Raw genomic sequence first — 11873 nt, 5'->3', positions numbered from 1 at the left:
GGGTACGGCTGTTCTGCGCGGCGGCGGACACAGGGGTGCCCGAAAGGAGGACACAGGCATGCCCGCGTACGCGCAGCGCAGTCCGTCGGAGGCCCTCTCTCCCTCGGCCGGCCCGCGTGCGGACCGCCCGACCGCCATCAGCAGCGACGTCTGGCTCCGTCCCAAGCTACACCGGTCGAGCGGGCCACCCCCAGTCCACCTTCGAACAGATCACGCCGTTCGAGGAGGGGCGGGCGTGGCCGGCGGGGTGTGGGGGCGGGGGTCAGTGGCCGGCCGGGTGGGGGTTCGGGCCGCCCGGGGTGGCTTCCGGGTCGGGGCCCTTGGCGGCCTCGGCCTCGCTGTAGATGTCGGGTTCCAGGTAGATCACGCGGGCGATGGGAACCGCGGCGCGGATGCGGGACTCGGCCGCGTTGATGGCGCTCGCGACCTGGCCGGCCGTGTCGTCGTGCCGGACGGCGATCTTGGCGGCGACGAGGAGTTCCTCCGGGCCGAGGTGGAGCGTGCGCATGTGGATGATGCCGGTGACGGTGTCGCCGTCGACGATCGCGGCCTCGATCTTCCTGACCTCCTCGACGCCCGCGGCCTCGCCGAGCAGGAGGGACTTGGTCTCGGCGGCCAGGACGAGGGCGATCGAGACGAGCAGGACACCGATGCAGACCGTGCCGATGCCGTCCCAGGTGCCGTCGCCGGTGAGCAGGGCGAGGCCGACGCCGCCGAGGGCGAGGACCAGACCGATGAGGGCGCCGAAGTCCTCCAGGAGCACCACCGGCAGCTCGGGGGCCTTGGCGCGGCGGATGAACTGCGACCAGGACAGCTTGCCGCGCAGTTCGTTGGACTCCTTGATGGCCGTCTTGAAGGAGAAGCCCTCGGCGATGATCGCGAACACGAGCACGCCGACCGGCCAGTACCAGTGCTCCACCTCGTGCGGGTGGCTGATCTTCTCGTAGCCCTCGTAGATGGCGAACATGCCGCCGACCGAGAAGAGGACGATGGAGACCAGGAAGGCGTAGATGTACCGCTCGCGGCCGTAGCCGAAGGGGTGTTGGGGGGTCGCCTCGCGCTGGGCCTTCTTGCCGCCGATGAGCAGCAGGAACTGGTTGCCGGAGTCGGCGAGCGAGTGGACGCCCTCGGCGAGCATCGACGAGGAGCCGCTGAAGGCGAACGCCACGAACTTCGATACCGCGATCGCGAGGTTGGCGCCGAGTGCCGCCACGATCGCCCTGGTGCCGCCTGACGCGCTCATGTGTCCGCGTGGTCCCTTCGGTACTCGTCTTTGCCCGTGCTTTGCCGGTGGGTCATTCTTGCAGCCCTGTCCGGGGGCGGCTCGTCAGGTATCCACACCCCCGGTACGACAATCCAACCGGCCGTACATTCCGGCTCAGATGATCACCGTGGCGCGGAACACCGTGCCCGCGCCGGACACTTCGGCCTTCTCGGCCGCCGGCACGAACACCGACTGCCCCGGGGCCAGGTCGTACTCACCCGCGCGGACCGTGCCGGCCGTGCAGAGCAGGATCTGCGGGGTCGGCAGGGTCAGGTCGCGGGCGGCGGCACCCTCGGGCAGGACGTACCGGGAGAGCCGGAACTCGTCGATCGGCGTCTCGTAGACCTCCTCGCCGTCCGGGGCGGCCTCGGGGCGCAGCACGCCCGGATCGCTCGCCTCGAAACGGACGACACGCAGCAGTTCGGGGACGTCGACGTGCTTGGGGGTCAGGCCGCAGCGCAGCACGTTGTCGGAGTTGGCCATGATCTCGACGCCCAGGCCGTCGAGGTAGGCGTGCGGGATGCCGGCGCCGAGGAAGAGGGCTTCGCCGGGCTGGAGGCGGACGTGGTTGAGGAGCATCGCGGCGATCACGCCGGGGTCGCCCGGGTAGTGGTGGGCGATGTCGGCGTAGGGCGCGTGGTCGCCGCCGAGGCGGGTGCAGGCGGCGGTGGCCTCGGCGACCGTGTGGGCCATCTCCTCGCGGTCGGCGGTGAGGATCGCGGTGAGGACCTCGCGCAGCGCCGCCTCCTCGGGGTGGGCGCGCAGCAGGTCGACGTACGGCTTGAGGGAGTCGACACCGAGGGCGTCGAGGAGTCCGGCGGCCTGCTCGGGGGCGCGGAAGCCGCACAGACCGTCGAACTCGGTCAGCGCGCAGATCAGTTCCGGCTTGTGGTTGGCGTCCTTGTAGTTGCGGTCCGGGGCGTCGACGGGGACGCCGCGGCGCTCCTCGTCCTCGTAACCCTCCCTGGCCTGTTCCAGGTTGGGGTGCACCTGGAGGGAGAGCGGGGCGCCGGCGGCGAGGATCTTGAGCAGGAAGGGCAGCCGCGGGCCGAACCTGGCGACGGCGGCCTCGCCCAGTTCGGCCTTCGGGTCGGCGTCGATGATCTCGACGAGCGTGCCGCGCGCGGTGCGCGAGGGGGCGCCCGGGTGTGCGCCCATCCACATCTCCGCCTGCGGCTCGCCGCTCGGCTCCACCCCGAGCAGCTTCGGGATGGCGGTCGGGGAACCCCAGGCGTAGGGACGGACGGTGTTGTCGAGGCGGTCCATGACTTCTCTCTGCGCTCTGCCGGTGCGGTCTGCGGACGACGGTCGTGCGACGGTCGTGTTCACCCTGTGTTCGGCCACCGGTCCGACCGCCGTACGAGCCTCAGGGGGTGCTCGGTACGGCGGGGCCGGGGCCGGTGTCCACCTCAGGCCCCCGAAGCGAGCGCGAGGTAAACGGCGGCGAAATCCGTGACGGCGATCAGCTCCGCCAGGGTCTCCAGCTCGTCGCCGGCCTCCGGTTCGAGTTCGCTGATCGGGGTGTCGTGGCCGAGGGCGAGGTCGCGGGCGGCGGGTGCGGCGGTGAGACCGCCGAGGGGGCGGTCGCGGAGCAGCACCACGCGCGCGTGCAGCGCGGGCGGCTCGTCCACCCGGTCCCGGAAGAAGTCGTCGGGGTCGGCACTGGCGGCGAGCGGCCCGGCGAGCAGGGCGTTGTGCGCCGCCAGGGCCTCGGGGAGTTCCGCGACCAGGGCGGGACGGCCGGCCAGTTCGGCGAGGGCGGCGGCGAAACGGCGGCCCGCGGGACCGGCCGACACGCCCTCCGTCCAGACCACGGGGAGCGCGTCGGCGAGTTCCGCGGCGAGGGTCTTGGCGGGGTTGCTGTAGGTCGCGATGGCCGGGCCGCAGCGTTCGGCGACGTGGTCCAGCCGGTCGGCGACCTTCTCCAGGTCGTCCGCCGGGGCGGTGACCAGGCCGATGCGGTCGAGGAGCGCTAGCAGCGGGGTGAGCAGCGCCCACAGGACGCCCGGGGAGGAACCGGCGAGCGGTTCGCCGTGGTCGTACGGGGCGGTCGCCATCGGTACGAACAGGCCGTGGGCACCGGCCACGGCCTCCGCGAGGGGGGTGCCGGCCGGGGCCACCGCGGCCACCGAGCAGCCGCGTCGGTACGCCTGGTCGGCGAGGAGGGAGAGGCTGGGTTCGGCGCCGTCCGGGGTGGCGATCAGCAGCAGGTCCACCGAGCCGGCCCAGCCGGGAAGCTCCCAGCGCAGGGCGCCCGCGGCCGGGGCGACGCCGGTGGGGGCGAGGCGGATGACGGGGCTGCCGGGGCCGGCGAGGGTGCCGAGGAGGTCGGCGGCGTGGGTGGCGGCGACGCCGGGGCCCGCGATCAGGACGGCTCGCGGACGGCCGTCCGGCTTCAGCTCCTGGACACCGGCCTCGGTGGCGTGCCGGGCGGCGGTACGGACGCGGGCGCCGGCCTCGGCTGCGCCGCGCAGCAGGCCTCGGCGGTCCGCCTCGGCGAGGGCCTCCGGGGTGTCGAGCAGCGATTCGTCGAGCATGAAAGCGGCCTCCGGTCGCCGGGGTCCTGGTGCGTGTGCGGTTGTGGGGTGCTGCTACGCCGGGCGGCGGGCCTCGTCGACGAGGAGGACGGGGATGCCGTCGCGGACGGGGTACGCCAGGCCGCAGTCCTGGCCGGTGCAGATCAGCTCGGTGTCCTGCTCCTTGAGGCCGGCGTGGCAGGCCGGGCAGGCGAGGATCTCCAGAAGGCCGGCTTCGAGCGGCATGGGGTTTCCCTTCGGGGGAGTTTCTGACGGAGGTGGACGTCAGCGGACATGCCTGGTCAGCGTACCGCCGGTGACAGTGGAGTGTCAGAGTCGGCGGTGACTCGGGGCCAGTGCCCCGGCGTCAGGCCCTTGCCTCGCCACCCTTCCGGCGTCGCCCCCCTTCGGCGAGTCCGTCGCGAGCGCTGCCGCCGCACGGCGGCGTTCCCCTCGGCACCGGCGGGACGAACAGGACCCGAGCGCAGATCAACCACGCCGAGCGACAGGGGGATTACCCAGGACGTCAGTTGTCCGGCGAACGCAGCACCCGGAGATGACCGCGTCGCGCGACCTCACGGGGGTCCGCACCACGTCCACCGCCACCGGCCTCGGCCGCGCGCTCCTGGGGACGGGCCGCCTCGCGCACCGCGTTGGCGAGCGCCTCCAGGTCGTCACCGCTCGGCCGCGCGGGCGCGGAGGCGTCGAGGAGACGGACGACCTCCCAGCCGCGCGGCGCGGTGAGGCGCTCGGAGTGCTCGGCGCACAGGTCGTAGCAGTGGGGTTCGGCGTAGGTGGCGAGCGGGCCGAGGACCGCGGTCGAGTCGGCGTAGACGTACGTCAGCGTCGCGACGGCGGGTCGGCCGCAGGCAGTTCGCGAACAGCGACGTACAGGGCTCACGACGTTGGACGGTACCGCACTCTTGAGCGGGCCGCGACGACTCTGCCCCAGGTCACCCCACCGTGTCGTACTGTGAAACGCCCCACACACCGCTCCGGACACGCCCTGCTGACCTGCACGGACGGCGCCGTTCGGCCACTCGGCCGACACCGTGCCCGGTCATGATCCGGTACAAACACCGTCAATCGCCTTGAGCTCGCCGGACTTGTAGAGATACGGAAACGAGCCCGACCTTGGCTGGATTGGTCATCCTGCGACATCTCGCCCCGAGCGCCGCCGAAGGGGCACCGGGGCGTGGAGCGGCGCGGCCGGAGCCCGCGAGGACTACGCTTCAGCGGTGATGGACAACCGTGTACCGCCCCGTGCCGCCGACTCCGGGCCTCGTCGACGCGACCGCCACGGTCGGGGGATGCGCGGACCGATCGCACCGCCCCAGGTGCCACTGGCCGCGAGCCGCGCCGACGCGTTCGCGGATCTGGTGCAGGACTCCGTGGAGCGTCTGGAACGGCGCTGGCCGCAGCTGGCCGACATCGACTTCCTGGTGCTGGAGGTGCCCCGGCTCCGGGACCGGCACGACGAGGGCTGGAGCGACGAGGCGGTGCCGCTGGGCGGTGTCATCCCCGCGCGCGAGGGACGCCGGGCGCGCGTGGTCGTCTACCGGCGGCCGGTCGAGATCCGCACCAAGGGACGCGACGAACGGGCGGCGCTGGTGCACGAGGTCGTCGTCGAGCAGGTCGCCGAGCTGCTCGGTCTCACCCCGGAGACGGTGGATCCCCGGTACGGCGAGGACTGAGCGTTCCGATCTCCAGGTTGCCCATCGGCGTCGCCGCGCCGCAGGTCACAACAGACCGAGCGCATCCAAGCCCATATATGCCAGGTCGACGTCGGTGACGTCCCCGGCGCGCAGCAGCTCACGCAGTCGCTGCGGCCGGACGCTCAGCACCTCGATGAACTCCGTGGCTTCCGGGTCCGGACGACTCCGCGGGGCGCAGGTCCGGCCGACAGCGCAGAATTTCATGGACGAACTGTACGAATCGGCGAAACAGTGCCCCACCACCTCGATGTCGCCGCCATACCCGGTCTCCTCCAGCAGTTCACGCTCCGCGGCGTCCAGTGGCGTCTCACCCGCATCCACGTAACCGCCGGGCAATTCGAACAGGAATCGCCCGGGTCCAGGCCGGAACTGTCGGGTGACGAGGACCTCGTCCGTCGCGGTGAGGGCGAGGACCGCGACGCTCGGCCGGTCCTCACGAAGAGCGAACGTGGCCTGCTCACCGGAGGGCAGGCGATATCTCGCTTCCACCATGGATCGGCCGTGCGCCTCGTACACCGTGGTCCGGGAGAGCTGTTCCCAGCCCTCTTGCCCACCGGGCGGGCGCCGGCCTGACCAGGGTTCGGTCACCGCAGGTCCAGCGGAGCCAGGAGCGGGGGGACAGGGCGAGCAACGTCCACCCCGAGGAGCGTGTCGATGTAGTCGGCCGTCTGCTCCCAGCCGGTGACGGCGACACACGGCACGCCCATCTCCCGCACGGGGTAGTCGTTCCCGCCCTCGTCGAGCCGGTCCCCGATGAAGAGGACCTCTTCCACCCGGAGGTCCAGGTACTCCAGAAGCCGCTGCATGCCGTAGGCCTTGTCGATGCCCTTCTTGGTCACGTCGATGGAGGTGGAGCCACCACTACGGACCTCCAGGTCGGGCAGTCGCTCGGCGGCGTACTCCCGCAGCGCCCTGCGGCGCGACCCGTCGGGGTCCCAGGCGGCCTTCGCCTGATGGGGGGCCTGCTGCCCCAGCGCCGAGAAGGTGACCTGACTGCCCCGGTCCTCGATCACCTCACCCCAGGTGTCCTCCGCCCAGAGCCCCAGCACCTTCGCCCCTTCGGTGAGCACGCCGACGATGAGGGACTTCTCCTCCTCGGTGAGGTTCTCGCAGTAGATGTCCTGCCAGCCGTCCGACTCCCATCTGAGGTAGCGCGTACCGCACGTCGGCATGAGGTGGAGTCGCTTCGCGAGGTCGGCCGTGAGCGGCAGTTCCTCCAGCACCTGAGTCTGGAACTGTTCGTACCGGCCACCCGAGATGATGCAGACATGCCGCTGGGACAGGAGACGCATCAAGCACTCGGCCATCCTGGGAGTGATCTTCGCCTTGGAGAGGGCGAGGGTGTCGTCCAGGTCGAACACCACGATGCGAGTCGACGGTTCCAATGCGCAATCCTTCTCTTCGTGCTCGTCGCCGGCCGGGAACTCATCGCCGGTAGCCGAGCCTGATTCTGCCGACCCGTGCGGCCGGCTTTACCAGGAACCCCTCCACATGGACCACGCCCTCCTCGTCGGGTCGTGGCCCACTGACGCCCAGAGCGGGATTGTCCGTGACAGCGAACATCGCGGCCGCCCGGCTGCTTCCCGGCCGCACCAGATCTTTGCTCGTGTAGGGGCGGTCCTTGTCCCAGCCGCTCTCCCGGAGAGCAATCTCCTCATCTTCGGAAAATTTGAACAATGCGTCAAGATTCGTCGACTGCGGCTCCGCCCGTGGCCCCGCGATCGAGGCCAGACGGAAGGTGAAGCCGAGATCAGGCGCGATCAGATCGATCAGGCCGGCGGCGAATGCCAGCTCGGACAGGCCGATGGCACCGATCATGGTGTCGATCCGTGGCTGACTCAGCCCGATGAGTGACAGAAGGTACGGCGGTTCGACGGTGACGCGCTCGGGGACGAGCACCTCGCTCCCCTGTTCCCGCATGAGTTCGACGAGGGCGCTGTGCATCGGCTTGGAAGCGACGGAATGAGTCGACACTGTCAGCGAGTCCGGCCTCTTCCCGACGGCCTTCGCGATGCGGTCAAGCACCGGTACGACGGAGACCTCGGGACGGGGCCTGAGGTCGAGGTCCTCCAGCAGATCGACGGGGGCGAGGACGGCGTACGCCTGGAGGTCCGGAACCGCCCTCACGCCGCCGCCGAAACCGCCCAGGGTCAACGCTCCCGGGAGATTCTCCGCCACCAGTTCGGTTCCGTCCACGTAGTCGAAGACCGCGTCGACCCTCGGCAGCGTCTCGTTCTGAAGACCCAGCCACTGACCGCTGTGGGCACCCGGGCTGTCGTCGCGTTCCCCTTCGCCCGCCGCGACACGGATACGGAAGGGGGCCTGACGAAGGATCTTCTCGGCCGCCTCGGTGGCCGCCCCGTCCACTGCGACTTTCCGGTCGTTCAACGACATGCCGTCGGCGAAGCCGTTTCGGGCCTCCGCGGCGCCCAGGGCGGCCGAGGCCATTGCGGCGACCAGGTAGGCGTCCTCCTGCTGCTCCGCCGTGTCCGGTGTCCCGACGCCCGGGCCACCGGACACGGCGGCATACCTGCCGTCCTGGCCCGACCAGTGGACGGCGACATCGACCACGCGATCGTCACATGCGCGGACAGCTGTGCTGAGAACCTCGTTCATATTCCCTCTCCGGTTACCCCTGGCACCGACGGACCGGGCGCCAGGGCGCCGACGGCGAATGCCGACCTTCACCGTGACCTGCGTCGCCGCTCCCTGAGGAGTACGGCGAGCGGCACGATGATCAGGGCTGCCGACGCCCCCAGCAGCCCCCACCTCCGGGCGTCCAACCAGTCGGCCACCTGGTTGACGAAGTCAGGGATCTGCACGACGGCGAGTACGACCCCCATGACACCGATCAAAGAGTCGCGCCGGTTCTTCTCCTGTTCCTCGCGCACCCGGAGAAGACTCATCGAGACCGTCTCGCACTTCTCCATGTCTCTGTAGAGCCCGGCCAGCACCTGGCCGGAGGGCCGCTCCTGGACCGCCCATTCGTCCAGGCTCCGGTTCCGGCCCTCGATCAACTTCTCCCGGAAACCGGTGCACCGGTCGATGAGCGCGGCATGCCGGACTCTCCGCCGGGTCAGCAGCGACTGCTCGGCAGGACCTATGGCGCTCCTCATCGCGAGATCCCCGAGGATCGACCGGTAGCGGGCGCTGAGATCGTCACAGACGACCCTGCGCAGGATTCCCACCGCCCACACGAAGATGGACGAGGAGTCGTACCCGTACCGCGACAAACGGAACTGCGACCTTCCGCGGAGCCACGCCGGCAGATGTGCCATCTCCAGGCAGCAGTCGGCGTTGACGAACACCATGTGGTCGTCGAAGAAGGCCATGCCGGTCCGGACGTGCCCGAACACACTCTGCGGACTGCGACGGAGCCACAGGCCGTCCTCCAGCAGATGGTCCGTCGCGTAGGAGAGAAGCGCGGATATCTCCCAGGCGTACGCGGCGGATTCCTCCACACCCCTGTACAGATTCGCCGTGGCCCGGTTCTGGGTCCCGTCGAGGTTCCACACCTGGACGGCGACGGAGCCCTCGACGAGCCACGTCCTGTCGATGTCGTCACGTGCCAGACCGGCGGCTCGCGCCAGCTCCTCGGCGGACTGCTCGGCGAGGATCCGGGAGATCTCCGGGTCGCCGAGCAGGGAGACGAAACGAAGGAGCGTGTCGATGGTCAGAGGGGAGGACAGTTCGATCACAGCCGCTTCCTGCGTGATCGGTCCAGGAACGGAAAGCAGAAGTGGCAGGGCCGTCACCACGTACTCTCCGCCGAGGGTCATCGCGGCCTGCCTCAGCCCGGCGGAGTGGCCGCTGCCGACGATCCGCGCGAGTGCCGCCGGCAGCGGCCCGGCGTCGAAGAGGGCTGAGTACATCAGCCCGGAGCCAGGCCGCACCTTGCTCTGGTAGGAGCGGTCGTCCTCGATCTCGCGCAGGCCCCCGCCCGTGAACGCCTCCGAGAAGTCCGACCCCTCGGTCAGCCGGTGCGCGAAATGGACGACGACCGAGCACCCGCTGATGCGAAGCCGGTCGGCAGCGGGCGGCTCGGGCACATCGCCGATGTCGGTGAGCACAGCCAACTGATGGTCCACTACAGACTCCTCCGGCAGCTGTGGCGGCGGCGAGCAACGATCCGCCTCGAAGGTATCGGCTCGGCAAGCAGATCGGGCGCATCCTCTGCGAGACGACTCCGCCCGGGGCACCCGACCGCCTGAACCTTGACGGCCCCTCAACCCACTTCGGTCAACGTCCTGTTGACCAGGCGCGGTAGCGGCCCTCTATGATTCCAGCCCACTCGACGGGCAGCGTCTGGAGAGACATGATCTTGCCGAGTACCTTGCGATGAGAGTTGTCGTCACCGGGGCCTCGGGCTTCATCGGCTCCCAGTTGTCCGCTCTCCTCCGTTCCATGAACGAGGAGGTGACAGAGATCGACCTGCCGCACTGTGACATCAACAACACCGCGCGGCTGACTCGGGTGTTGGACGAGGTCAGGCCCGTTCGGGTCTACCACCTGGCGGCCCAGGCCAGCGTCCGAAGGTCCTGGGAGGACCCCGCACGGACATGGCTCACCAATGCCTGGGGCACCCTCTCGCTCCTCAGGGCCGTACGGTCCGTCTGTCCCAGCGCCAGAACCATCGTCATGAGCAGTGCAAGCGTGTTCGACGGGGCCCGCCTGGACTCGCCGATCGGCGAAGAGCGAGTACCCGCCCCGCTCTCGCCGTACGGAGCGAGCAAACTGGCGGTCGAAACGATGGCACGCCACTACCTGACCAGGTACGGACTGCCGGCGATCGTCATACGGCCCTTCAACGTGATCGGGCCCGCTCAGGGAGCGGACTACCTGGTCCCCGCCCTGGCCCGCCGCCTGGCGTCCGCCAAGCGGTCCGGCGGTACCCACATCAGCGTGGGAAACCTGGACGCCCGACGGGACTACCTGGACGTCCGGGACGCGGTTCGCGGCCTCCGCATGCTGATGGAACACGGTAGCCCGGGCGAGGTCTACAACCTGTGCTCCGGGATCGGCGTCCCGGTCCGCACCATCGTCCAGACGATGATCTCTCTCGTGGACCCTCGGTTGCAGTACCGACAGGACCCCGGCCTGAACCGCGGCGCCGACGCGCCGAGTCTGATCGGTGACACCAGGAAGACCTGGTTACGGACAGGGTGGCGAGCCTCCACACCGCTCGCCACGAGCCTGGCCGACATCCTCGGCGCCGCGGGTGTGATCACTTCCGAGGCACGGGTGGTCACCGCTTCGGCCACGGGCGGCGCAACGCCGCAGCGATCATTCGACTGACGACCGTGTGAGGTGGACCCCGGCATGAGGTTCCCGTTGTCCCAGCCGACACTGGGCCGTCAGGAGGCCGAGAACGTCAGTGCGGCGATGGCGTCGGGGTGGATATCCGGAACGGGCCCCTTCGTCGACGTCTTCGAGCGGGCGCTGGAACATCGCACCGGCAGACTGTCCGCAACGGCCCTGTCCAGCGGCACCACAGCGCTGGAAATACTCCTGTCAGCACTCGGCGTCGGCCCCGGGGACGAAGTAGTCGTTCCCGCGTTCACCTTCGCGGCTCCCGCGGCCGCGGTGCTGAGCGTGGGAGCCACCCCGGTTCTCTGTGACGTCGACGCCGAGAGCTGGACCATCGCCCCCGAAGCGGTTCCCGCGTTGCTGACGCCCCGGACCAAGGCCGTGATCGCCGTGGACCTCATGGGCCATCCGTGCGACTACGGCCGCCTCGCCGAACTCGGTCTGCCGATCGTCGAAGACGCGGCCCAGGCTCACGGAGCGCGGACCGCCGACGGGACCGCGGGCGCCTTCGGAACGGCGTCGGTCCTCAGCTTCCACGCCAACAAGGTCATCACCTCCGGCGAAGGCGGAGCCGTCCTCACCGACGATCCGGAACTTGCCGACCGGGTCCGCCTCATCGCGCATCACGGTATGAGGGCGGGGGACGGATACCGCCACCAAGTGGTAGGCCGCAACGGCAGGATGACCAATCTGACCGCTGCCGTCGGGGCGGCCCAGGCGGACCGCTGGGACGAACTGGTGGCCGGCCGGCTCAGGGCCGCACGGCTCTACGACGCTCACCTCACCGGCCGCGGCTTCCTGCCACGCCCGAAGGCGTCATGGGCGTCACCGTCCTGCTGGCTGTACTGCGTCACCTCCGACGAGCGCGACGCCACCGTGGCACGGGCCCGACGCAACGGCGTCGACGCCCGAGCTGTCTGGCCCGCCCTGTCCGATCTGCCGCTGTACCGCCGATACGCCCCGCGGCCCTGTCCCGTCGCCATTGAGATCTCCAGCACCGCCATGTGGTTGCCGACCTGGTCGCACATGACCCCTGAGGACGTGACGAAGGTGGCCGAGCTGGTGCTGTGA

The 11873-nt window shown here is 70.1% G+C and carries 12 protein-coding genes; 3 read left to right on the top strand and 9 right to left on the bottom strand.

Annotated features, from left to right (window positions below; all coding sequences use genetic code 11):
- Window positions 1-262 precede the first annotated feature (262 nt).
- The 5 genes from AAW13_RS04715 to AAW13_RS04695 all read right to left on the bottom strand — a co-directional run bounded on the left by AAW13_RS04715 (window position 263) and on the right by AAW13_RS04695 (window position 4681).
- A complete protein-coding gene (locus AAW13_RS04715; protein ID WP_046730273.1) occupies window positions 263-1243 on the bottom strand; it encodes a cation diffusion facilitator family transporter in 981 nt (326 codons plus the stop codon).
- A 135-nt stretch (window positions 1244-1378) separates the two neighbouring features.
- Entirely contained in the window at window positions 1379-2530 is a 1152-nt protein-coding gene (gene manA / locus AAW13_RS04710; protein ID WP_046730274.1) for a mannose-6-phosphate isomerase, class I, read from the bottom strand.
- 143 nt (window positions 2531-2673) lie between these two features.
- Window positions 2674-3801 carry an SIS domain-containing protein gene (locus AAW13_RS04705; protein ID WP_046730275.1) on the bottom strand — a complete coding sequence of 376 codons (1128 nt, stop codon included), beginning with the start codon at window positions 3799-3801 and terminating at the stop codon, window positions 2674-2676.
- A 54-nt stretch (window positions 3802-3855) separates the two neighbouring features.
- Complete coding sequence (locus tag AAW13_RS04700) at window positions 3856-4026, bottom strand: Trm112 family protein (RefSeq protein WP_071659429.1); 171 nt, start codon at window positions 4024-4026, stop codon at window positions 3856-3858.
- Between the two features lie 280 nt (window positions 4027-4306).
- The gene (locus AAW13_RS04695; RefSeq protein WP_046730276.1) at window positions 4307-4681 is read right to left on the bottom strand and encodes a DUF3499 domain-containing protein; all 375 of its coding nucleotides are present in this window, start codon (window positions 4679-4681) and stop codon (window positions 4307-4309) included.
- A gap of 340 nt (window positions 4682-5021) precedes the next feature.
- On the opposite strand from AAW13_RS04695, the gene AAW13_RS04690 reads away from it, so the two are divergent.
- Complete coding sequence (locus AAW13_RS04690) at window positions 5022-5474, top strand: metallopeptidase family protein (RefSeq protein ID WP_071659428.1); 453 nt, start codon at window positions 5022-5024, stop codon at window positions 5472-5474.
- A 45-nt stretch (window positions 5475-5519) separates the two neighbouring features.
- On the opposite strand, the gene AAW13_RS04685 is transcribed toward AAW13_RS04690, so the two are convergent.
- From AAW13_RS04685 to AAW13_RS04670, 4 genes are all read right to left on the bottom strand, one after another.
- Window positions 5520-6083, bottom strand: coding sequence for an NUDIX hydrolase (locus AAW13_RS04685; RefSeq protein ID WP_046730278.1), 564 nt, complete (start codon window positions 6081-6083; stop codon window positions 5520-5522).
- A complete protein-coding gene (locus AAW13_RS04680) occupies window positions 6080-6880 on the bottom strand; it encodes an HAD-IIB family hydrolase (protein ID WP_046730279.1) in 801 nt (266 codons plus the stop codon). The genes AAW13_RS04685 and AAW13_RS04680 overlap by 4 nt, the downstream gene beginning before the upstream one ends.
- 40 nt (window positions 6881-6920) lie before the next feature.
- A complete protein-coding gene (locus AAW13_RS04675; protein ID WP_046730280.1) occupies window positions 6921-8111 on the bottom strand; it encodes a fructose-bisphosphatase class II in 1191 nt (396 codons plus the stop codon).
- A 68-nt stretch (window positions 8112-8179) separates the two neighbouring features.
- Window positions 8180-9583, bottom strand: coding sequence for a hypothetical protein (locus tag AAW13_RS04670; protein ID WP_046730281.1), 1404 nt, complete (start codon window positions 9581-9583; stop codon window positions 8180-8182).
- 250 nt (window positions 9584-9833) lie between these two features.
- On the opposite strand from AAW13_RS04670, the gene AAW13_RS04665 reads away from it, so the two are divergent.
- Both AAW13_RS04665 and AAW13_RS04660 read left to right on the top strand, forming a co-directional pair.
- Window positions 9834-10790: a GDP-mannose 4,6-dehydratase gene (locus AAW13_RS04665; RefSeq protein ID WP_046730282.1), complete on the top strand. Its 957-nt coding sequence runs from the start codon at window positions 9834-9836 to the stop codon at window positions 10788-10790.
- Between the two features lie 24 nt (window positions 10791-10814).
- A complete protein-coding gene (locus AAW13_RS04660; RefSeq protein WP_046730283.1) occupies window positions 10815-11873 on the top strand; it encodes a DegT/DnrJ/EryC1/StrS family aminotransferase in 1059 nt (352 codons plus the stop codon).

This window comes from Streptomyces humi, from assembly GCF_001005085.2.
Taxonomy (GTDB): Bacteria; Actinomycetota; Actinomycetes; order Streptomycetales; family Streptomycetaceae; genus Streptomyces; species Streptomyces humi.
This window is presented reverse-complemented; position numbering and strand designations above follow the sequence as displayed.

Coding starts and splice junctions, on each gene's coding strand:
- manA (WP_046730274.1), bottom strand. CDS start 2,530: ATGGACCGCCTCGACAACACCGTCCGTCCCTACGCCTGGGGTTCCCCG.
- AAW13_RS04675 (WP_046730280.1), bottom strand. CDS start 8,111: ATGAACGAGGTTCTCAGCACAGCTGTCCGCGCATGTGACGATCGCGTG.
- AAW13_RS04660 (WP_046730283.1), top strand. CDS start 10,815: ATGAGGTTCCCGTTGTCCCAGCCGACACTGGGCCGTCAGGAGGCCGAG.
- AAW13_RS04665 (WP_046730282.1), top strand. CDS start 9,834: ATGAGAGTTGTCGTCACCGGGGCCTCGGGCTTCATCGGCTCCCAGTTG.
- AAW13_RS04700 (WP_071659429.1), bottom strand. CDS start 4,026: ATGCCGCTCGAAGCCGGCCTTCTGGAGATCCTCGCCTGCCCGGCCTGC.
- AAW13_RS04690 (WP_071659428.1), top strand. CDS start 5,022: ATGGACAACCGTGTACCGCCCCGTGCCGCCGACTCCGGGCCTCGTCGA.
- AAW13_RS04715 (WP_046730273.1), bottom strand. CDS start 1,243: ATGAGCGCGTCAGGCGGCACCAGGGCGATCGTGGCGGCACTCGGCGCC.
- AAW13_RS04705 (WP_046730275.1), bottom strand. CDS start 3,801: ATGCTCGACGAATCGCTGCTCGACACCCCGGAGGCCCTCGCCGAGGCG.